14 protein-coding genes are annotated in these 20,113 nt (G+C 65.2%); 6 read left to right on the top strand and 8 right to left on the bottom strand.

Features of this window, described 5'->3' with window-relative positions:
• Positions 1 to 2 precede the first annotated feature (2 nt).
• The 6 genes from accC to ACVIIV_RS26785 all read right to left on the bottom strand — a co-directional run bounded on the left by accC (position 3) and on the right by ACVIIV_RS26785 (position 6,141).
• Positions 3 to 1,361 (bottom strand): acetyl-CoA carboxylase biotin carboxylase subunit, encoded by a 1,359-nt coding sequence (gene accC / locus ACVIIV_RS26810; RefSeq protein ID WP_456746824.1) that lies wholly within the window; start codon positions 1,359 to 1,361, stop codon positions 3 to 5.
• 82 nt (positions 1,362 to 1,443) lie between these two features.
• The gene (gene accB, locus ACVIIV_RS26805; protein ID WP_456746823.1) at positions 1,444 to 1,932 is read right to left on the bottom strand and encodes an acetyl-CoA carboxylase biotin carboxyl carrier protein; all 489 of its coding nucleotides are present in this window, start codon (positions 1,930 to 1,932) and stop codon (positions 1,444 to 1,446) included.
• Positions 1,933 to 1,967: 35 nt separating this feature from the next.
• On the bottom strand, positions 1,968 to 2,435 hold the full coding sequence (gene aroQ / locus ACVIIV_RS26800) for a type II 3-dehydroquinate dehydratase (protein ID WP_456746822.1): 468 nt from the start codon (positions 2,433 to 2,435) through the stop codon (positions 1,968 to 1,970).
• 228 nt (positions 2,436 to 2,663) lie between these two features.
• Complete coding sequence (locus tag ACVIIV_RS26795; RefSeq protein WP_456746821.1) at positions 2,664 to 3,560, bottom strand: DUF1236 domain-containing protein; 897 nt, start codon at positions 3,558 to 3,560, stop codon at positions 2,664 to 2,666.
• Positions 3,561 to 3,771: 211 nt separating this feature from the next.
• Positions 3,772 to 4,539 carry a DsbA family protein gene (locus ACVIIV_RS26790; RefSeq protein ID WP_456746820.1) on the bottom strand — a complete coding sequence of 256 codons (768 nt, stop codon included), beginning with the start codon at positions 4,537 to 4,539 and terminating at the stop codon, positions 3,772 to 3,774.
• 201 nt (positions 4,540 to 4,740) lie between these two features.
• Positions 4,741 to 6,141: a M48 family metalloprotease gene (locus ACVIIV_RS26785; RefSeq protein WP_456748835.1), complete on the bottom strand. Its 1,401-nt coding sequence runs from the start codon at positions 6,139 to 6,141 to the stop codon at positions 4,741 to 4,743.
• Positions 6,142 to 6,333: 192 nt separating this feature from the next.
• Between ACVIIV_RS26785 and ACVIIV_RS26780 the strand changes: the two genes are divergently transcribed.
• The 3 genes from ACVIIV_RS26780 to ACVIIV_RS26770 all read left to right on the top strand — a co-directional run bounded on the left by ACVIIV_RS26780 (position 6,334) and on the right by ACVIIV_RS26770 (position 9,589).
• The gene (locus ACVIIV_RS26780; RefSeq protein WP_456746819.1) at positions 6,334 to 7,521 is read left to right on the top strand and encodes a pyridoxal phosphate-dependent aminotransferase; all 1,188 of its coding nucleotides are present in this window, start codon (positions 6,334 to 6,336) and stop codon (positions 7,519 to 7,521) included.
• A gap of 91 nt (positions 7,522 to 7,612) precedes the next feature.
• Positions 7,613 to 8,170, top strand: coding sequence for a biotin transporter BioY (locus ACVIIV_RS26775; protein WP_456748834.1), 558 nt, complete (start codon positions 7,613 to 7,615; stop codon positions 8,168 to 8,170).
• 84 nt (positions 8,171 to 8,254) lie between these two features.
• The gene (locus ACVIIV_RS26770) at positions 8,255 to 9,589 is read left to right on the top strand and encodes a dicarboxylate/amino acid:cation symporter (RefSeq protein ID WP_456746818.1); all 1,335 of its coding nucleotides are present in this window, start codon (positions 8,255 to 8,257) and stop codon (positions 9,587 to 9,589) included.
• A gap of 97 nt (positions 9,590 to 9,686) precedes the next feature.
• Here ACVIIV_RS26770 and ACVIIV_RS26765 read toward each other — a convergent pair whose 3' ends face one another.
• Together ACVIIV_RS26765 and ACVIIV_RS26760 are read right to left on the bottom strand one after the other, a co-directional pair.
• Positions 9,687 to 10,919, bottom strand: a complete 1,233-nt coding sequence (locus tag ACVIIV_RS26765) for an NAD(P)/FAD-dependent oxidoreductase (RefSeq protein WP_456746817.1) — start codon at positions 10,917 to 10,919, stop codon at positions 9,687 to 9,689.
• A gap of 66 nt (positions 10,920 to 10,985) precedes the next feature.
• Positions 10,986 to 14,123, bottom strand: coding sequence for an Rne/Rng family ribonuclease (locus ACVIIV_RS26760; RefSeq protein ID WP_456746816.1), 3,138 nt, complete (start codon positions 14,121 to 14,123; stop codon positions 10,986 to 10,988).
• Positions 14,124 to 14,829: 706 nt separating this feature from the next.
• On the opposite strand from ACVIIV_RS26760, the gene ACVIIV_RS26755 reads away from it, so the two are divergent.
• The 3 genes from ACVIIV_RS26755 (at position 14,830) to prfB (ending at position 20,112) form a co-directional block, all read left to right on the top strand.
• Positions 14,830 to 16,125 (top strand): N-acetylmuramoyl-L-alanine amidase, encoded by a 1,296-nt coding sequence (locus ACVIIV_RS26755; RefSeq protein WP_456746815.1) that lies wholly within the window; start codon positions 14,830 to 14,832, stop codon positions 16,123 to 16,125.
• 241 nt (positions 16,126 to 16,366) lie between these two features.
• Positions 16,367 to 18,868: a penicillin-binding protein 1A gene (locus ACVIIV_RS26750; RefSeq protein WP_456746814.1), complete on the top strand. Its 2,502-nt coding sequence runs from the start codon at positions 16,367 to 16,369 to the stop codon at positions 18,866 to 18,868.
• A gap of 112 nt (positions 18,869 to 18,980) precedes the next feature.
• Positions 18,981 to 20,112, top strand: a protein-coding gene (prfB, locus tag ACVIIV_RS26745) for a peptide chain release factor 2 (RefSeq protein ID WP_407112378.1) whose coding sequence is annotated in 2 segments (ribosomal slippage) — positions 18,981 to 19,049 and positions 19,051 to 20,112 — 1,131 coding nt in all. Because the reading frame shifts where the segments join, the coding sequence is not laid out codon by codon here.
• Position 20,113 lies beyond the last annotated feature (1 nt).

Below are 20,113 nucleotides of genomic sequence, written 5' to 3'. Positions count from 1 at the left end.
GATTATCTCGGGCTGGGTTCCGTCTTGCCGGCGAGATACTGTTCCAGCCAGTGGATGTGGTAGTCGCCGTTGATGATGTCGTCTTCGCGCACCAGCGCACGGAACAGCGGCAGCGTGGTCTCGATACCTTCGACCACCATCTCGTCCAGTGCCCGGCGCAGCCGCATCAGGCATTCGGCCCGGGTCTTGCCGTGCACGATCAGCTTGCCGACGAGCGAATCGTAATAAGGCGGGATCGTGTAACCTTGGTAGACGGCGGAATCGATCCGGACGCCGAGGCCGCCGGGCGGGTGATATTGCAGGATCCGGCCGGGCGAGGGGCGGAAGGTCTGCGGATTCTCCGCGTTGATGCGGCACTCGATGGCATGGCCGATGACCTGGACCTCGTCCTGCTTGGCCGGCAGGTCGCCGCCGGCGGCGATGCGGATCTGCTCCAGCACGAGGTCGATGTCGGTGATGCTCTCGGTGACGGGATGCTCCACCTGGATGCGGGTGTTCATCTCGATGAAATAGAACTCGCCGTCCTCATACAGGAACTCGATGGTGCCGACGCCGAGATATTTCATCTCGCGCATCGCTTTCGCGCAGGTCTCGCCGATCTTGGCCCGCGCGGCGGCGGCGAGGACGGGCGAGGGGCCTTCCTCCCAGACCTTCTGGTGACGGCGCTGCAGCGAGCAGTCGCGTTCGCCGAGATGGATGGCGCCGCCGCGGCCGTCGCCGAGGATCTGGATCTCGATGTGGCGCGGCTTCTGGAGATATTTTTCCAGGTAGACGGAGGCATCGCCAAAGGCGGATTTGGCCTCGTTGGCCGCCGTCGACAGCGCCAGCTGGAGGTCGGCCTCGCTGTGCGCGACCTTCATGCCGCGGCCGCCACCGCCGGCCGCCGCCTTGACCAGCACCGGGAAGCCGATCTTCCTGGCGATCGCCATCGCGTCGTCATCGGGACCGACCGCACCATCGGAGCCGGGCACCACGGGGATGCCGAGGCGCTTGGCGGTCTTCTTGGCCTCGATCTTGTCGCCCATCAGGCGGATGTGCTCGGCCTTCGGACCGATGAAATGCAGATTGTGCTCGCTAAGGATCTCCGCAAAGCGCGCGTTCTCGGAGAGGAAGCCGTAGCCGGGATGCACGGCATCGGCGCCGGTGATCTCGCAGGCCGCGAGCAGCGCGGGCACGTTGAGATAGCTGTCCTTGGACGCCGGCGGCCCGATGCACACGCTCTCGTCCGACAGCCGCACATGCATGGCATCGGCGTCGGCAGTTGAGTGCACGGCGACGGTCGCGATCCCGAGCTCCTTGCAGGCTCTGAGGATGCGAAGGGCGATCTCGCCGCGATTGGCTATGAGGATCTTGTCGAACATGTTGTCCTGCAGCGAATGGCGAGTGGCGAATGGCGAGTAGGGAAGGCTGACGCCATTCGCTATTCGCTATTCCCCATTCGCGTCATTCAATAATCACGAGCGGCTCGCCGTATTCGACCGGTTGGCCGTCCTCGACCAGGATCTGCGTCACCGTGCCGGCGCGCGGCGAGGGGATCTGGTTCATCGTTTTCATGGCTTCGATGATCAGCAGCGTCTGGCCGACCGAGACCTTCGTGCCGACGTCGATGAACGGCTTTGCGCCCGGCTCCGGCGCCCAATAGGCGGTGCCGACCATCGGCGAGGTCACCGCGCCCGGATGCTTCGACAGATCGGCCGCGGCAGCGGCGGGTGCGCTCGCTGCCACCGCAAGGGCGGCGGGAGCGGCCGCCACCGGCATCGGCATGGTCGCGGCAACGCTGATGTTGCGGGCGACGCGCAGGCGCAGGCCGGCCCGTTCGATCTCGATCTCGGTGAGGCTGGTCTCATCGAGCAGCAACGCAAGCTCGCGAACGAGCGCGGAGTCCTCGCTGGAAAACTTTGCGGCTGCTTTGTCGTCTGGCTGGCGCGCCATGTTGTTTGATCCGAATGTTCTGTTGGAAGGGAGCGTCAGGCGTTGGGCTTGATGCCGAGCTTGGCGGCAAGGCCCTGGATGGCGAGGCGGTAGCCCTCGATGCCGAAACCGCAGAGCGAGGCGAAAGCCGCGCGCGCGGTGTAGGAATGATGACGAAAACTCTCGCGGGCATGGATGTTGGTCACATGCACCTCGACCGTGGGGATCTGCACCGCGAGCAGCGCGTCGTGCAGCGCGATCGAGGTGTGGGAATAGCCGCCGGCATTGATGACGATTCCCTTCATCTTGCGTCGATGCGCCTCGTGGATGAAGTCGATCAGCTCGCCTTCGCGGTTGGACTGCCGGCAGTCGGCCTTGAGACTAAAGGTCGCCGCCGTCTCGCGGCACAGCGCCTCGACGTCAGCCAGCGTCGCGTGGCCATACTTTTCGGGCTCGCGCGTCCCCAGCATGTTGAGGTTCGGCCCGTTCAGGACGAGGATCGTGTCGGTTGCAGGTTCGGCCATTCCAATCCCGGAAGAGGTGCTTCGGCGTGGCGGGGGTTATAGGTAACAAAGCGCGTGAGGGGAAGCCTTGAAGGACCTCCCAAGGGGCTTCAGGCACCTCATCCGGGGTGCAAAAATCTGTGCGGAAGCTACGGAAATTGCTTGTTAACCAGTCCAAGGCATGGCTGCCGGCCCGCATGCAAAGGGGCGGGCATCGCTGCCCGCCCCCGAGATTGCCGGTGTCCGGCCTTAGACGTTCAGGACCGCCACGATCTCGTAGGTGTCCGGATTGATGATGACGATCTCATCGCGAACCACGACGTACTTGTAGGTTCGCCATTCCGGATAGATGGTCACGACCCGCGACGGCAGGGCGTGAAGCGTGATGCCCTCGCGCGGCACGCGGGTGCCGACCGCAATGTTGAAGTTCACATTGGTTACGGGCGCCACCTTCTCCTCACGGATCACCGAGGTGATCTGCGTGCGCTGCTCGGTCGAGAGCTTGGCGGCCGCGCCAGCCTGGCCGGTCGTCGTCTGCGACCGATCGGTCCCGGTCTGGGTCTGGGTCTGACTCTGCGAACCCTGGTGGCCAGGCGCATTCATGCCGCTGCGGTCTTCCTGACCTTGGGCCTTCATGTCCTTGGTGCCCTTGGTCTCGGTTTCCTTGCTCATGCTACCCTTGGACTTCTCGTCGCCCCGTGGGCTCTGGCCAACCGTCGACGACTTGTCCGACTGCGTCGACTTCTCACGCGTCGCACCCGGCTGGGACTTGTCCATCTGACCCTGTGCGCGCTCGTCGGTGCGCTGGCCCTTGGTGGCGCCGGCCTTGTCTTCAGCCGCGTTCTTGTTCGTCGCGCCGCCCGAGCGCTCGTCCTTCATCGCGCCGGACTTGTCTTCGGAAGCGCGATCGGACTTCATCGTGCTGGAGCCGCCGGCCTGACCGACGGTGCCCTTGTCATGGCTCATGGAATCGTGACCCTTCGAGCCGCCGCGCTCGGCGGCGCCGCCGGAGGGTTGCGACTGCTGCATTTGTGCGCCACCGGCGCCGCCGCCGCTGTCGCGGCCCATGGTACCTTGTGCGTTCGCCAGACCGGTGCCCGCGACGAGTGCGACTGCGGCAACCGAGATCATAAAGCGGTTCAACATCGAAATTCTCCTCACGTGTTTCTTTGCGTCATTGCCCGCGCCGACAACGAAAGGAGATTTGAGTTGTTCCGGAACTTCGCCTGTTCCGCGGCATTTGTTTGTTGAATGCCAGATGAATGACTTTGCGGAGGCGCGCCACGATCTGGCGTAAGAAAAAGGCCGGCTTTTCAGCCGGCCTTTTCGCGTTTTCAGGGTCGCAATGTCGGGTCGCTCAGCAAGTCGCCTTGCCGCAGCGGGCAATGCCGATCTTTTCCTTGAGGGCTTCGGCGCCAACAGCTCCGATCACGATCTGCTTGCCGATCACGTAGCTCGGCGTGCCGTTCATGCCCATCGCTTCGGCGAGCTTGAAGTTCTCCTCGATGGTGGCGCGCACCTCGGGGCTGGCGATGTCCTTCTCGATTCTGGCGGTGTCGAGGCCGGCCTCCTTCGCCGCCTGAATCGCGCGCGCCTTGTCGGCCGCGCCGCGGCCGCCGAGCAGCTTCTGGTGGAAGTCGAGATATTTCTTGCCGGAAGGATCCTGCATGCGCACGGCGACGGCGACCTGCGCCGCTTCCACCGAGCCCTGGCTCAGCACCGGAAACTCCTTCAGCACGACCTTCAGCTTCGGATCGCCCTTCATGAGGCTGAGCATGTCGTCCATCGCGCGTTTGCAATAGCCGCAATTGTAGTCGAAGAACTCGACGAAGGTGACGTCGCCGTCCTTGTTGCCGAGCACGACCTGGCGCGGCGAGTTGAAGATCGCGTCGGCGTTCTGCGCGATGCTGGCCTCGTGCTTCTGCGTTTCGGCCGCGGCCTGGCGCTTGCTGAGCTCGGCCATGGCCTCCTCGAGCACCTCGGGATGGCTGACGAGGTAGTTCTTGATGATTGCCTCGATGTCGGTGCGCTGGCTATCGGAGAAACTGTCGGCCGAGGCGGGCACGGCTGCGCCGAACATGGCGAGCGCGAACAATGCAGGAGCGAGCAGGCGCAGCGAAGGCATAGGCAAATCCTCTTATTCAAAGCAGGTTTCGAGAAACGTCCCGGTGGACTTGAGCTCGGTGTCGTGACGTCGTGGTATCGGGCGTCGTTCGAGTTTTTCGCTAAAGTGCGATGAGATTCGATTGAAGCTTCATCGCACTTGAGGTCTACGTTTGAGCATGATCTTTTCGGAAAACCGCTTCGCGCTTTTCCGGATCATGCTCTAGTTGCGCGGCGGCTTCGCCGCCAGGATGTCGTCGGCCTTGACCCATCCGGGTGTGCCGACGGCGAAACGGGTTTTCGCGCGCGTCGCAAGCTCGCGGGCGGTCTTGTTGTCGCCGCGCAAGTAAGCGGCCTGGGCCGAGGCGAGGTCTGCCTCGGCATAGTCTCCCTTCCGGCCGTAGGCCATCGCGAGCTGGGTATAGCCGAGCGCTGCCTCGGGTTCTCGCGCCACCGCAGCGCGGAGAATCCGAACGGCTTCGTCGGTGTAGGCTTTATTATCGGTTCCAACCAGAGCCTGCCCAAGTAACATCTCGATGAGGGGCGCGTTGTTCGAGAGCTGTACCGCCTTGCGCAGGGGAGCGACCGCTTCGGCCGGCTTGCCGCTCTCCAAGAGCGCCTGGCCGCGCACCTCGTAGAAGTACGGGTTGTTCGGCTGAACCTGGATCAGCGCGTCGATCTGGGAGAGCGCGCTGCGCAAATCGCCATGCAGATAGGTGCTGATGGCGCGGGCATAGCGCGCCGGCAGGCTGTCGTTGGTCTGGGGATAGCGGCGGTACACCGTCTCCGGCCGCTCCATGAAGGCGGAGATCTTGGCGCGGACCATGTCGTGCCGGAGCTGAAGCGCGGGATCGTCCTTCTTGTTCCAGTAGGTGCTTGAGCTGGCGAATTCCTGGAGCGCGGCGACGCGCTCGGCCGGCATCGGATGCGACTGGAGATAGGGATCGGCGCCGCGCGAAGCGAACAGGCTCTCGCTGGTGAAGCGCTTGAAGGTCTCGTACATGCCCTTCGGCGACTGCTGGGTCGCAGTCAGGAATTTCACGCCGGCGCGGTCGGCGTTCTCCTCCTGCTGGCGCTGGTAGGACAACAGCGTGCGGCGGATCATCTCCTGCGGAGCGGCGATCGCGGCCGCGCCGGCATTGGCCAGCCCGTTGTTGCCGGCGCTCGAGCTGCGGGTGCTGCCGGCTGCGATCGCGCCGGCGCCAAGCAGCATCGCGATGATCATCTGGGTCTGGGCGGTGGCGAGCTGCTCGCGCAGCTTGGACAGATGGCCGCCCGCCAGATGTCCGGTCTCGTGCGCGAGCACGCCGATGATCTGGTTCGGCGTCTCCGACTGGAGGATCGCGCCCCAATTGACGAAGATGCGGCGGCCGTCCGCGACGAAGGCGTTGAACGAGCCGTCGTTGATGATCACCATCTGGATGTTATGCTTCTCCAGACCCGCGACGCGCAGGATCGGGCGGGTGTAGTCGCGCAGCAGCTGCTCGGTCTCGGTGTCGCGCAGGACCGGCGGCCCCTTGGCCTGCGCGCGCGCGGCCGAAAACGGCGTCAGCGCGATCGCCGTGGCCGTGACGAGAGCGGTGAGGGCGGAGGCCTTCTTGCGCAATGCGATCTGGAGCAACATCGAGCGGTCTGGGTCAAACGGTCTGGTCAAGCAGTTTCGTGATTGGTTTTGGCGATTGGCGGCGGACCGGATACGCGATATGCCCTTGTGAGCCGTGCCCTTTATGAGCCGTACAATGCGGCCAGTCTGGGGCGCAAGCGCCCCGTTCTTAGGGACCGGACGGATCGGTCCGCCAGCGAATAGCAGAAATCGATGCACGATGCGACATTGAGGAACCGGTTGGGGCAGTGGCTCGAGCCCTCCCGCCGCAGCGATGTTCCCCCGTTCATGGTGATGGACGTCATGGCCGCGGCGGCCCGAATCGAGGCTGCTGGGGGCCATGTCATCCACATGGAGGTCGGCCAGCCCGCGGCCGGCGCGCCCAAGTCCGCGATCGCGGCCGCCCATGCCGCGCTCGCGGCCGGGCGGATCGATTATACCTCCGCGCTCGGGATCCCCAGTCTGCGCGAGCGCATCGCGCGCCATTATCGCGACACCTATGGCTGCGACGTCAGCCCCGAGCGGATCGTCGTGACTACCGGCTCCTCCGGCGGGTTCATCCTGGCCTTCCTGTCGATGTTCGAGCCGGGCGACCGCGTCGCCGTGACGGTGCCGGGCTATCCACCATACCGTCATATCCTCATAGCGCTCGGCTGCGAGCCGGTGCTGATCGAAACCACGAACGAGACGCGCCACGCGCTCACTGGCGAGGCGCTGCTGGCCGCCCATCGCAAGGCGCCGCTGAAGGGCGTGCTGGTCGGCAGTCCCGCCAATCCGACGGGCACGATGATGTCGCGCGAAGCGCTCGCCGGCCTCATTGCGGCGGCGGAAGACGCTCGCATCCGCTTCATCTCGGATGAGATCTATCACGGGCTCGATTACGCGTTCCCAGCCGTGACGGCGGCGGCGCTATCCGAGCACGCACTCGTGATCAACTCGTTCTCGAAGTATTTCTGCATGACGGGCTGGCGCGTCGGCTGGATGGTCGTGCCCGAGATCCTGGCGCGGCCGATCGAGCGGCTCCAGCAGAACCTCTCGATCTCGGTGCCGTCGCTGTCGCAGATCGCGGCGGAGGCCGCCTTCGACGGCGCGGCCGAGATGGAGGAGATCAAGCGCGGCTATCAGGAAAACCGGCGCATCTTGATCGAGGGATTGCCGAAGGCGGGCCTCAACAAGTTTCTGCCGGCGGACGGTGCATTTTATCTCTATGCCGACGTCTCGGACTTCACCTCGGACAGCTTCGAGTTCGCCAAGCAGATGCTGGAGCAGGCGAAGGTCGCGGCAACGCCAGGCCTCGATTTCGATCCCATCCATGGCCGCTCATTCATACGGTTTTCCTATGCCCGCTCGCTCGATGAGATGCGGGAGGCAGTTGACCGGATCGCTCACTGGCTTAAATAGCCCGCCAGTTTTCGACAGCCTTCCGGAGTTCAACTTGTCAGATCGTTCCGCCCCGCCCGCCGCTGCACCACATTCTTCTCTCGCCGCGTTGATGTGGCCGACCCGGCCGGGCGAAGCCGTCGGGAGCTTGCGTGCCTTCGTGCTGATCGCGCTCGGCACGGCGCTGATGGCGCTATCAGCCAAGGTGAACTTGCCGCTGCCCTATGTGCCGATGACGCTGCAGACGCTGGTGGTGCTGATGATCGGCGCCGCCTATGGCTGGCGCCTTGGCAGCGCAACCATGATGGCCTATCTCGCCGAGGGCGCGATGGGGCTGCCGGTATTCGCCGGTCCCGTGGGTGGGATTGCTCCGCTGGTCGGCCCGACCGCGGGCTACCTGTTCGGTTTCGTTGCGGCAGCCTTCGTGACCGGTTGGCTCGCCGAGCGCGGCTGGGATCGCAGCGTCGCGCTGCTGTTTGCGGCGATGGCTGTCGGCCACATTGTCATTCTGGTGGCCGGATTCGGCTGGCTGGCGTTCGGACTTGACCTTGGCGCCGCCAAGGCCTGGCAGGTCGGCATCGTTCCGTTCATTGCGGCCTCACTGGTCAAGAATGCGCTCGGCGCGACCCTGATGCCGGCGGCCCGCCGGATTGTCGAGCGTCGCGGGTAAAACGCGCCCTCACGCGAGTTCCAATTGACAGGGCCGGCCAAGTTGATCTTGGCTGGCGAAGTGTTTTGAGGGGGAGTGAAACCGATGACGACGACAACGATGACGGGGGCGCCGGTCGCGCCGCCCGTCGCCAAGCCGTGGTACAAGGTCCTCTACGTCCAGGTGCTGATCGCCATCGTGCTCGGCGCCATCGTCGGCTGGCTGTGGCCACAGTTCGCCACCAACGAATGGATCAAGGCGCTCGGCGACGGCTTCATCAAGCTGATCAAGATGGTGATCGCTCCGATCATCTTCTGCACCGTGGTCTCGGGCATCGCCCATATCCAGGACGCCAAGAAGGTCGGACGGATCGGCGTCAAGGCGCTGGTCTATTTCGAGGTCGTCTCGACCTTCGCGCTGGTGATCGGTCTCGTCGTCGGCAATCTCGTCAGGCCGGGCGCGGGCTTCGGCAATGCGGCGGCAAACGAGGCTGCCGTTGCGAACTACGCCAAGCAGGCGGCCGGCCAGAAGTCCGTCGACTTCGTGCTGCACATCATTCCGGACACCGTGGTCGGCGCCTTCGCGCAAGGCGAAATCCTCCAGGTGCTGCTGTTCGCGGTGCTGTTCGGCTTTGCTTTGATGAGCCTCGGCGAGCGCGGCCACACCATCCGCAGCTTCATCGACGACGCCGCGCATGCCGTGTTCGGCGTCATCTCCATCGTGATGCGCGCGGCACCGATCGGCGCGTTCGGCGCGATGGCCTACACGATCGGCAAGTTCGGCACCGGCGCCATTCTCAACCTGGTCGGGCTGATCGCCACGTTCTATGTCACCGCGGCGCTGTTCGTGTTCGTCGTGCTCGGCATCATCGCGCGCATCGCGGGGTTCTCGATCTTCAAGTTCCTCGCCTACATCAAGGACGAGCTGCTCATCGTGCTCGGCACCTCGTCGTCGGAAAGCGCGCTGCCGTCCTTGATGGAGAAGCTGGAGCGGCTCGGCTGCTCGAAGTCGGTGGTCGGCCTCGTCGTGCCCACGGGCTACTCGTTCAACCTCGACGGCACCAACATCTACATGACGCTGGCTACCCTGTTCATCGCGCAGGCGCTCGGCGTCGATCTCTCCTTCGGCCAGCAGATGACCATCCTGGTCGTAGCGATGCTGACCTCGAAGGGTGCCTCCGGCATCACCGGAGCGGGCTTCATCACGCTGGCGGCGACGCTCGCCGTGGTCGATCCGCGCCTCGTGCCGGGCATGGCGATCGTGCTCGGCATCGACAAGTTCATGAGCGAGTGCCGCGCGCTGACCAATCTGTGCGGCAACGGCGTCGCCTGCGTGATCGTCGCATGGTGGGAAGGCGAGCTCGATCGCGACAAGCTCAAAGCCAACCTCGCCAAGGAAATCGATCCGACCGACATGGAGACGGCGATCACGACGGACTGATTGGCGCGAGGCGGCGTCAGACGCTTGGAAGTCAGCAGGGCTGGTCGAGATTCTCGATCAGCCCTTTGCCTCCAGGCAACAGCGCAGGCTGAGACAGCTAAAACCGTTCCGGCCGGTAGGGCGCCGGATCGATCGCCGGCGTCTCGCCGCTCATGATCTCGGCGAGCAGGCGTCCGGTAGCAGGACCCAGCGTAAAGCCCTGGTGGCCGTGGCCGAAATTCATCCAAAGGCCCGGGTGTCGCGGAGCCTGGCCGAGCACCGGGAGCATGTCGGGCGTGCAGGGCCTGGTGCCGAACCACGGATCCGGCTCGACCCGCTTGCCGAGGTCGATCAGCTCGCGTGCGGAGGCTTCGGCGCTGGCGAGCTGCACCGGCGTTGCGAGTGCATCCGCGCCAGTCAATTCCGCGCCGGTGGTGATGCGGATTCCCTTGGCCATCGGCCCCATGGCGTAGCCACGAGCCTTGTCGACCAGCGGCAGGTCGAGCGAAGCGCCGCCGCTGTAATGCATATGATAGCCGCGCTTGCGCACCAGCGGGATGCGATAGCCGAACTTGTACAACAGATCGGGCGACCACGGCCCGAGCGTCACGACGGCGTGGGGGGCATCGATGCGCCCCTGGTCGGTGTCGACCGACCAACCGGTCGCGGTCTGTCGCAGCGACTGCGCATCGCCGAGCACGATCCTGCCGCCGAGGCGCTCGAACAACTCGGCATAGGCCGTGACCAGCGCGCCGGGATCGGACACGGTCCAGGTGTCGAGCCAATGGATGGCTCCCGGGAGATCGCCGCGCAGGATCGGCTCGGCCTTGGCAAGCTCGCTCCCCGACAGCACGCGAAAGTTCACGCCGAATTCGCGCTGATCTTCCTCCGCAGCCTTGATCGAGAGATCCAACGAAGCGCGGTCACGATATAGCGCTCGGTAGCCGGCGCGGCGGACCAGATTGTCGGCATGCGCCTCACGGATCAGGATGTCGTGCTCGGCCGTCGCGGAGGTAATCAGCCGTGCCCACGCCTCGATCGCCTCGCGATGCCGCTTCGGCGCCGAATGCCACCAATAGCGGAGCAGGGGCTCGATGTGGAGATGGAGGGAGGAGAGGCTGTAGCGCACGTCGTTGGTTCGGCCGGTCGCGATCTTCAAGAGCGAAGCGAGATCGCGCGGCATCGGATAGGGCCGCACCGCTTCCGCCTGGATCATCCCGGCATTGCCGTAGCTGGTCTCGCGGCCCGGCTCCCTGCGATCGACCAGCGTGACCGACCAGCCGCGTTGCTGCAGATGCAGCGCGGCACCCACGCCCACCATGCCGCCGCCGAGAATGATCGCGCTTTGCATCGAAGCTGACCTCACCAAATCAAAACCGCCCGGCATGGCCGGGCGGTTTCAACTCCATTGTTCCTTTTACTCGCCGCCGCCGAAACGGCGTGACCACCAGCCGGCACGGCGCGGGGCGGCCGGGGTTTCGCTTGCAACCTCCGGCGCGGGCTCAGGTGCCGGCGCGGGCGCAGCAACCGGTTCGGTCGCCTGCGCCACCGGCGTTGCGGGCTCGGGCTGGCTGTTCAGCAGGAAACTCACCTTTTCCCGGACGGTGGAGCGGCGCCGCGCGGCCTTGTCCCCGGCGGGCTCTTCTTCTGGTTCTGGCGTTGTGGTCGTCGTAGCGGGAGCCGGCTCCGGCTGGGCCGGCGCCTCGGTCTGCATCTCGGCGCGCGGCTCAGGCTGAGCGATTTGCGGCTCGGTGATGTGCTCGGTCTGCGCAATCGAGGGCGCAGCCTCGCCGCCGAAGCCATCGAAATCGGCAACCGCATCGGCAGCTTCCGGCGGCGGATTGGTGCCGAGTTCGTCGTTGATGGAACCGGCGAGACCTTCCTCGGCGCCACCGCGACGGCGGCGTCCGCCGCGGCGACCACGCCGGCGCCGGCGCTCGCCGCCGCCCTGCTGCTCGCCACGGGCTGCTTGTTCCTCGCCTTCCTCGCCGTCCTGCTCGGACTCGGTCTCGTCTTCAGCTTCACCGGCCGCCACGGCCGCTTCGGGCAGCGTGGGGGCGGTATCCTCGCGCAACTCACCTTCGCGCTGGCCGCCACGGCCGCGCCGGCGCCGCCGGCGCTTGCGGCGCTGGCCGTCCAGCTCGGAGGCTGCCTCGCCGGCGGCCTGCTCGTCGGCAAGACCTTCGGTCTCGTCGGTTTCGACCTCGGATTCAGTCTCCAGGTCGAAGCCGTCCTCGTCGTCATAGGCTTCTTCGGCCAGTGGCGGCGGGCTCGCAGCGGCCTGCGCAACGAGCAGCGCCTTGGCGGCTTCGAGCGTATGCACCTGCTCGCCGCGGTCGATCACATAGGCCTGCGGACCACTGACGCTGGGATCGGCGATCACCGACAGGGTGACCTTGAAGCCGTTCTCGAGGTCGCGCAGATGGCCGCGCTTGTGGTTCAGCACATAGAGCGCGACGTCGGTGCGGGTGCGGACCACCAGGTTGTGGGTCGCGCCCTTCATCAGGATCTCTTCGAGGCCGCGCAAGAGCTGCAGCGCCACTGAAGACACCGAGCGGACGTGGCCGGTGCCGCCGCAATGCGGGCACGGATCGGTCGAGCTTTCCAGCACGCTGGCGCGGATGCGCTGGCGCGACATCTCGAGCAGGCCGAAATGCGAGATGCGGCCGACCTGGATGCGCGCGCGATCCTGCCTGAGGCAATCGGACAGCTTGCGCTCGACCGCGCGGTTGTTGCGTTTCTCGTCCATGTCGATGAAGTCGATGACGATCAGGCCCGCGAGGTCGCGCAGCCGGAGCTGGCGGGCGACCTCTTCGGCCGCTTCCAGATTTGTCTTGAGCGCGGTGTCCTCGATATGGTGCTCGCGCGTCGACCGTCCGGAGTTGACGTCGATCGAGACCAGCGCCTCGGTCTGGTTGATCACGATGTAGCCGCCGGAGCGCAGCTGCACGGTCGGCGAGAACATCGCATCGAGCTGGCTCTCGACGCCCATGCGCGAGAACAGCGGCTGGCCGTCGCGATATTGCTTCACCGCGCTGACATTGGCCGGCATCAGCATCTTCATGAAATCGCGGGCTTCGCGGTAGCCGGCTTCGCCGGCAACCTGAATCTCGTCGATCTCCTTGTTGTAGAGGTCGCGCAGCGAGCGCTTGATCAGCGAGCCTTCCTCGTAGACGAGTGTCGGGGCCTGCGACTTTAGCGTGAGGTCGCGTACCGTTTCCCACATCCGGATCAGATATTCGAAGTCGCGCTTGATCTCGGGCTTGGTGCGGGAGGCGCCTGCGGTGCGCAGGATGATGCCCATGCCCTCGGGCACGTCGAGATCCTGCACCACTTCCTTGAGGCGTGAGCGATCCTGCGCGCTGGTGATCTTGCGGCTGATGCCGCCGCCGCGCGCGGTATTCGGCATCAGGACGGCGTAGCGGCCGGCGAGCGAGAGATAGGTCGTCAGCGCCGCGCCCTTGTTGCCGCGCTCTTCCTTGACGACCTGCACCAGCATCACCTGGCGGCGCTTGATGACCTCCTGGATCTTGTACTGGCGGCGCGGGCGGAAGGTGCGCTCCGGCACTTCCTCCAAGACGTCGTCGCCGCCGACGGATTCGACGACTTCCTCTTCGGCGTCCTCGCCGTCCTCGTCCTCGTCGTCCTCGCCGGCCGCATCCACGGCCTCGGCATGCGGCGCTTCAGTGCTCTCGCCGGCGGCGTAGACGGCATCGGCCGGCTCGGCGGCCGCTGTCACGGCTTCCGCCGGAGCTTCGGCGTACGCTTCAGAGGCATGAGCTTCGGGGGCGGGAGTCTCGAAGGTTGGGGCCTGCTGCGGCTCGGCAACGGTCTCGGTCGCGACCACGGGCTCGGCGCCGACCGCCGCGACAGGCGCCGGCCTCTCATCGGCATGCTCATGGTCGTGATGATCGCGCTCGCCCTCATGACCCTGGGCGTCACGATCGTGAGCGTGATGGTGCTCGTCATCATGGTCATGATGATGATCATCATGATCATGTTCGCCATGATCGTGATCGTGGCCCTCGTGCTCGCCGTGATGCTCCGCGTCGGCGTGCAGATGCTCGCCCTCGGGCAGGGCGCCCTCGGCGTACTCCGGCAGCGCCGCGCCCTCGATCGGCTGGGCGACGGGATCGGCGCCGGCGTCGAGACCTTCGACGATGTCGCTGCGCACGCGCTCGCCATGACCGCGGCGGCGGGCGTTGCGGTGGCGCGAACGGCGGCGGCCGTGCGAGCGGTTCTCGCTCTCTTCCTCGGCCTCGCGATGGGCTTGTTCCTCGGCCTCGATCAGCGCCTGCCGGTCGGCGACCGGGATCTGATAGTAGTCGGGATGGATTTCGCTGAAGGCGAGGAAGCCGTGGCGGTTGCCGCCATATTCGACGAAGGCGGCCTGGAGCGAGGGTTCGACCCTTGTGACCTTGGCGAGATAGATGTTCCCGCGCAGTTGCTTGCGTTGCGCGGTCTCGAAATCAAACTCTTCGACGCGATTGCCGCGGACCACGACGACCCGGGTCTCTTCCGGGTGGGTGGCATCGATCAACATCTTGTTGGGCATGTCTTAACTCTTGGCGGCGGCGGACGCGATAAACCGTGGGCGCGTATCGCGCCGCCGGGTGACGCGACGGTCCACCTGATTCGGGGGTGAGGGGAAGGCCGAAACGCCGTCTCTCGCGCCTTGCCGAGCCGAAAGCTTCAGGACCATTGCGACGCGCGGGATTGTCACTCCGCAGCGTCGCGAATGATCCTTCAGATTTCGTCGGCACAGTCTGGCGCATCAAGCGTCGGCCCGTATGAAGCAGTGGGCGGCGAGACCGCCCTTCAATCAGTTGCTGCTGGCCAGGCACGGCGCGAGCGCGCTCGCCTTAGGGATCACGAACCGCTCCCTTGGGGATCAAGGGACCGGGTAATGGGTTACGTCGCTGTCAGAACCGTCCCGGAAACATGAGTGGTAACCCGAGACCGTCCACCGCCGGGGCTTGACCCGCTTCACCTCGCTGCCGCGCACCGCGCTGGTCTTAGAGGGAAGCGGAAAACGCTGGAATTCCCAAACCTTGGGAGTTCCGGCGCTGCACCGGGAGGCTGAATGCGACACAACCGGAAATATCGGCCGTCAGCATTCCGTACATACGAGGAATGAGCCATTGGTGCAAGGGAGCGTCGCACGGCGGTCACAGTCGGCGAGTTTCGCGTTTCCGTCATTAAGGAGCGATTAACCCTGTGGTTCTATTGCGTTAAGAGGGCTGCTCGGAGGCACGGAATCGGTGGCGAGCCGCACAAATCGACGGATTTTGCTGGGAAGCGTGTTGCTGTGCATCGCGGCATTGCCGTGTGCTGATTCCTCGCGCCTCATTGCTGCGGAAAGCCGGCAGCAACCCGCTGTCGTCGCAGCGAGTTTTCCAGTCGCCTCGGCCGCCCGGCTGGCCGGCGATGGCAAGCAGACCCGCTTCATCCTCGACCTCGACCAGACCGTCACCTTCCGCGCCGTCACGCTGGCCGACCCCTACCGCGTGGTGGTGGACGTGCCGCAGGTCAATTTTCAGCTGCCCGCCGGGACTGGGAGCGGGGGACGGGGACTGGTCAAGGCCTTCCGCTACGGGCTCGTCATGCCCGGCGGCTCGCGAATCGTGTTCGATTTGACCGGGCCGGCGAAGATTGCCAATTCCTACGTGCTGGAGGCGGCCAACGGCCAACCGGCCCGGCTCGTGCTCGAGCTGGAGGAGGTCGATCGCGCCGCCTTCGTGTCGTCGCTTGCCCCCGAAAAACGTCCCGAGCTGCGTCCCGCGATCGCGGAGGCGCCGCCTGCCACGGTTCCCAGCGCGGCGGCCCCGGAAGCCGCGCAGCAAAAGGCCGATAGCCGTCCGGTGGTCGTGATCGATCCCGGCCATGGCGGCATCGACAACGGCACGCAGTCGGGCGGCGAGAGCGAGAAGAACCTGGTGCTGGCTTTTGGCCTGGCGCTACGCGACAAGCTGGAAAAGGCCGGCAAGTACCGCGTGGTCATGACGCGGGACGACGACACCTTCATTCCCCTCAATGACCGGACCAAAATGGCCCGCAATCTCAAGGCGGCCTTGTTCGTATCAATTCACGCCGATGCGCTGCCCCGTGCCGAGGGCGATGCGCAGGGCGCGACCATCTATACGCTCTCCGACAAGGCGTCCGACGCGGAGGCCCAGCGGCTGGCAGATGCGGAGAACCGGGCCGATGCGATCGCCGGCTTCAACCTCGCGGAGGAGCCGACCGACGTCGCCGACATCCTGATCGACCTCACGCAGCGCGAAACCCGCACCTTTTCAAACCGTTTCGCCCGCCTCTTGATGGGTGAAATGAAGCAGACGGTGCGGATGCACAAGCATCCCCTGAAGTCTGCCGGCTTCCGGGTCCTGAAGGCGCCTGATGTGCCCTCGGTGCTGGTCGAGATCGGTTATGTCTCCAACAAGGGCGACCGCGAGCACCTGGTCTCCGAGGGGTGGCGGTCCCGCGCCGTGGGCTCGATGGCGCAGGCGATCGACGGATTTTTGACCAAGCGGATGGCCACGGCCGGGACGTCCAACTGAAACGGTTTGTTCCTCCCGACCCAAAGGCCCTAGTTTGGCCACAGCGGACGCTTTATAAAAAAACCCGCAGGGGGTTCCGGAATCGGCGAGAATCCTGTTCGGCAAGCGTCTTAAGTCCGGCATTGATGTGATTGCGTGAGCCGGCGAATTCGCGACGTGAAATTGGCGCCAGTTTGGGTGCCAAGGGACCGATACTGGGCTGATACTGGGCTGATCCAGAGTTTGAACGGATAAACAGATAATGCGCTTGCTGGTGCGGTTCATGGGCTTCCTGTTCGCCGCGGGAACGGTGGTGTTCCTTGTCGGTGTCGGGGCCGTGGCAGGCCTGATCTGGCATTTCTCCAAGGACTTGCCGGACTACTCTCAGCTTCAGGATTACGAGCCGCCGGTGATGACCCGCGTGCACGCGGTCGACGGTTCGCTGCTCGGCGAATACGCCAAGGAGCGGCGGCTGTATCTGCCGATCCAGGCGGTGCCCAAGCTCGTGATCAACGCGTTCCTGGCCGCCGAGGACAAGAATTTCTACGAGCATGGCGGCATCGACTACACCGGCATGGCCCGCGCCGGATTGCTCTACCTGCAGAACTACGGCTCCAATCGTCGTCCGCAGGGTGCTTCCACGATCACCCAGCAGGTCGCCAAGAACTTCCTGCTTACCAACGAGGTCTCCTTCGCCCGCAAGATCAAGGAAGCCTTGCTGGCGATGCGGATCGAGAAGACCTATTCGAAGGACAAGATCCTCGAGCTGTACCTGAACGAAATCTATCTCGGCCTCGGCGCGTACGGTATCGCGGCTGCCTCGCTCGTCTATTTCGACAAGTCGGTGAACGAGCTCACGGTGGCAGAAGCGTCCTATCTGGCGGCGCTGCCGAAGATGCCGGCGACGCTGCATCCGGTCCGTAATCGCGACCGCGCCATCGAGCGCCGCAATTACGTCATCGACCGTCTGATCGAGAACGGCTGGATCAAGCAGGCCGACGCCGACAAGGCCCGGAAGGAGCCGCTGGCGGTCACCAGCCGGTCCAACGGCGCTCACACCTTCGCCGGCGAATATTTCGCCGAGGAGGTCCGCCGCGACATCTTCGAGCGCTACGGCGAGAAGAAGCTCTACGAGGGCGGCCTGTCGGTTCGTACCACGCTCGATCCGAAGATCCAGGTCATGGCGCGCAAGGCCATGGTCGCCGGGCTCGTGAACTATGACGAGCAGCAGGGCTATCGCGGCGCGATGAGCAAGCTCGATATCTCGGGCGACTGGGGCGTGAAGCTCGCCGAGATCAAATCGCTCTCCGACATTTCGCCGTGGCGCATGGCGGTGGTGCTGGAGACCAGCGATCAGTCGGCCCGCATCGGCTTCCAGCCGAGCCGCGAGCTTGGCGGCGCGGTGAGCAAGCAGCGCGAGACCGGCATCGTCACTGTCGACGGCGTGCGCTGGGCGCGGGCCGTGCAGGGCGGCACGAAAGGCAAGACGCCGACGGCGGTGTCGCAGGTGCTTCAGCCCGGCGACGTGATCTATGCCGATCCGCTCTACAAGGACGGTCAGCCTGTCGAAGGCCAGTACCGGCTCCGCCAGATCCCGGAAGTCTCCGGCGCCATGGTGGTGATGGATCCCTGGACCGGCCGCGTGCTCGCGATGGTCGGCGGCTTCTCCTTCGACCAGAGCCAGTTCAATCGCGCCACGCAGGCCTATCGGCAGCCGGGCTCATCGTTCAAGCCGATCGTCTATTCGGCCGCGCTCGACAACGGCTATACGCCCTCGACCGTCGTGCTCGACGCGCCGATCGAAATCGATCAGGGCCAGGGCGCCGGTGTGTGGCGGCCTGAAAACTTCTCCTCCGGCAAATTCCAGGGACCGGTGACGCTGCGCAACGCGCTGCGGCAGTCGCTCAACACGGTGACGGTGCGCCTCGCGCAGGACATCGGCATGCCGCTGATCGGCGAATACGCCCGCCGTTTCGGTGTCTATGACGAGCTGCCGAACTATCTCTCCTACGCGCTCGGCGCCGGCGAGACGACGGCGATGCGCATGGTCACGGCTTACTCGATGCTCGCCAATGGCGGCCGCCGGGTGAAGCCGACCCTGATCGACCGCATCCAGGACCGTTACGGCCACACCATATTCAAGCACGACCAGCGCGAATGCCGCGGCTGCGACGCGCCGGGCGGCTGGAAGAACCAGCCCGAGCCGCAGCTCATCGACCGTCGCGAGCAGGTGCTGGATTCCATGACTGCCTATCAGATCACCGAGCTGATGGAAGGCGTGGTGCAGGCCGGTACGGCCACGGTCATCAAGGAAGTCGGCAAGCCCGTCGCCGGCAAGACCGGAACCACGAACGAGGCCAAGGATGCCTGGTTCGTCGGCTTCTCGCCCGACGTCGCCGTCGCCATCTATATGGGCTACGACAAGCCGCGTCCGCTGGGTAAGGGCAATGCCGCGACCGGCGGCCATCTGGCAGCTCCGATTGCGCGCGATTTCCTCAAGCTCGCGCTGGCCGACAAGCCCGCCGTGCCGTTCAAGGTGCCGGCCGGCATCAAGCTCGTGCGCGTCGTCGCCAAGACCGGCATGCGCGCCGGTCCCGGCGAGACCGGAGGAACCATCCTCGAAGCCTTCAAGCCGGGTACGGCGCCGCCGGATAATTACTCCGTCATCGGCGTGGCCGATGCCGACGGCCGCATGCCGGCCTCGCAACAGCAGCAGCCCGATGCCGGCTTCTTCATGCGGCCGGGCACCGGCGGGCTGTACTAGGGCCTAGGACAACACAGACGTTTGTCGCAGCGGCGGTTGCGCTTTGCGGCCGCCGCCGCTACATCCCATCTCGAATTGAACGCGGGCTAATTCCGCGACATCAGAGAACAACATGCGCGCCGAAATCGAACGGTTGGTAGAAGAGATCAAGCAGTCAGTCGGGCTGCTGAGGAGGCATCTTTGACGTCGAGAAATCGACGGCGCGCCTCGCTGAGCTGAACAAGCTCGCAGAAGATCCCAATCTCTGGAACGATCCCCAGAAAGCTCAGAAGCTGATGCAGGAGCGTACCTCGCTGGAGGATGCGCTCTCCGGCATCGGCAAGGTCGAGCAGGAGCTCGAAGACGACATCGGCATGATCGAGCTCGGCGAGGCCGAGGGCGATGACGGCGTCGTTGCCGAAGCCGAAGCTGCGCTGAAGAACCTCAAGAAGGAAGTGGCGCGGCGCGAGCTCGAGGCGCTGCTGTCGGGCGAAGCGGACCGCTTCGATTCCTATCTCGAAGTCCATGCCGGCGCTGGCGGCACCGAGAGCCAGGACTGGGCGCAGATGCTGCTGCGCATGTACACGCGCTGGGCCGAAACGCACGGCTTCAAGGTGGAGTACCTCGAAGAGTCCGAGGGCGAAGAAGCCGGCATCAAGTCGGCGACCATCCAGGTCTCCGGGCACAACGCCTATGGCTGGCTGAAGACGGAAGCAGGCGTGCATCGCCTGGTGCGCATTTCGCCGTTCGATTCCAACGCGCGGCGGCACACCTCGTTCTCGAGCGTGCAGGTATTTCCCGTCATCGACGACAGCATCAAGATCGACATCAAGGAATCCGACGTCCGCACCGACACCATGCGTTCGGGCGGCGCCGGAGGCCAGCACGTCAACAAGACCGAATCCGCAGTGCGCCTGACGCACATTCCGACCGGCGTCGCGGTGGTCTGCCAGGCCGGCCGCTCCCAGCACAAGAACCGGGCGCAGGCCTGGGACATGCTGCGCGCGCGGCTTTACGAGATCGAGCTGAAGAAGCGCGAGGAAAAGGCCGCCGCCGACCAGGCCGCCAAGACCGATATCGGTTGGGGCCACCAGATCCGCTCCTACGTGCTGCAGCCCTACCAAATGGTGAAGGATCTCCGCACGGGCGTGCAGACCTCCGACACATCGGGCGTGCTTGGCGGCGATCTTGACGAGTTCATGGCCGCGACGCTGGCGCAGCGCGCCTTCGGCACCACCGCGGGTGACGTCGAGGACGTGGACTGAT

The sequence above is a fragment of the Bradyrhizobium sp. USDA 4354 genome (genome assembly GCF_054060315.1).
Note: the sequence above shows the minus strand (reverse complement) of the source record. Positions and strands in the feature narration are given on the sequence as shown.

What these genes read in the sequence shown, in the direction of transcription:
- accC (WP_456746824.1), bottom strand. Translation starts at nt 1,361, where the DNA reads ATGTTCGACAAGATCCTCATAGCCAATCGCGGCGAGATCGCCCTTCGC.
- accB (WP_456746823.1), bottom strand. Translation starts at nt 1,932, where the DNA reads ATGGCGCGCCAGCCAGACGACAAAGCAGCCGCAAAGTTTTCCAGCGAG.
- aroQ (WP_456746822.1), bottom strand. Translation starts at nt 2,435, where the DNA reads ATGGCCGAACCTGCAACCGACACGATCCTCGTCCTGAACGGGCCGAAC.
- ACVIIV_RS26795 (WP_456746821.1), bottom strand. Translation starts at nt 3,560, where the DNA reads ATGTTGAACCGCTTTATGATCTCGGTTGCCGCAGTCGCACTCGTCGCG.
- ACVIIV_RS26790 (WP_456746820.1), bottom strand. Translation starts at nt 4,539, where the DNA reads ATGCCTTCGCTGCGCCTGCTCGCTCCTGCATTGTTCGCGCTCGCCATG.
- ACVIIV_RS26785 (WP_456748835.1), bottom strand. Translation starts at nt 6,141, where the DNA reads ATGTTGCTCCAGATCGCATTGCGCAAGAAGGCCTCCGCCCTCACCGCT.
- ACVIIV_RS26780 (WP_456746819.1), top strand. Translation starts at nt 6,334, where the DNA reads ATGCACGATGCGACATTGAGGAACCGGTTGGGGCAGTGGCTCGAGCCC.
- ACVIIV_RS26775 (WP_456748834.1), top strand. Translation starts at nt 7,613, where the DNA reads ATGTGGCCGACCCGGCCGGGCGAAGCCGTCGGGAGCTTGCGTGCCTTC.
- ACVIIV_RS26770 (WP_456746818.1), top strand. Translation starts at nt 8,255, where the DNA reads ATGACGACGACAACGATGACGGGGGCGCCGGTCGCGCCGCCCGTCGCC.
- ACVIIV_RS26765 (WP_456746817.1), bottom strand. Translation starts at nt 10,919, where the DNA reads ATGCAAAGCGCGATCATTCTCGGCGGCGGCATGGTGGGCGTGGGTGCC.
- ACVIIV_RS26760 (WP_456746816.1), bottom strand. Translation starts at nt 14,123, where the DNA reads ATGCCCAACAAGATGTTGATCGATGCCACCCACCCGGAAGAGACCCGG.
- ACVIIV_RS26750 (WP_456746814.1), top strand. Translation starts at nt 16,367, where the DNA reads ATGCGCTTGCTGGTGCGGTTCATGGGCTTCCTGTTCGCCGCGGGAACG.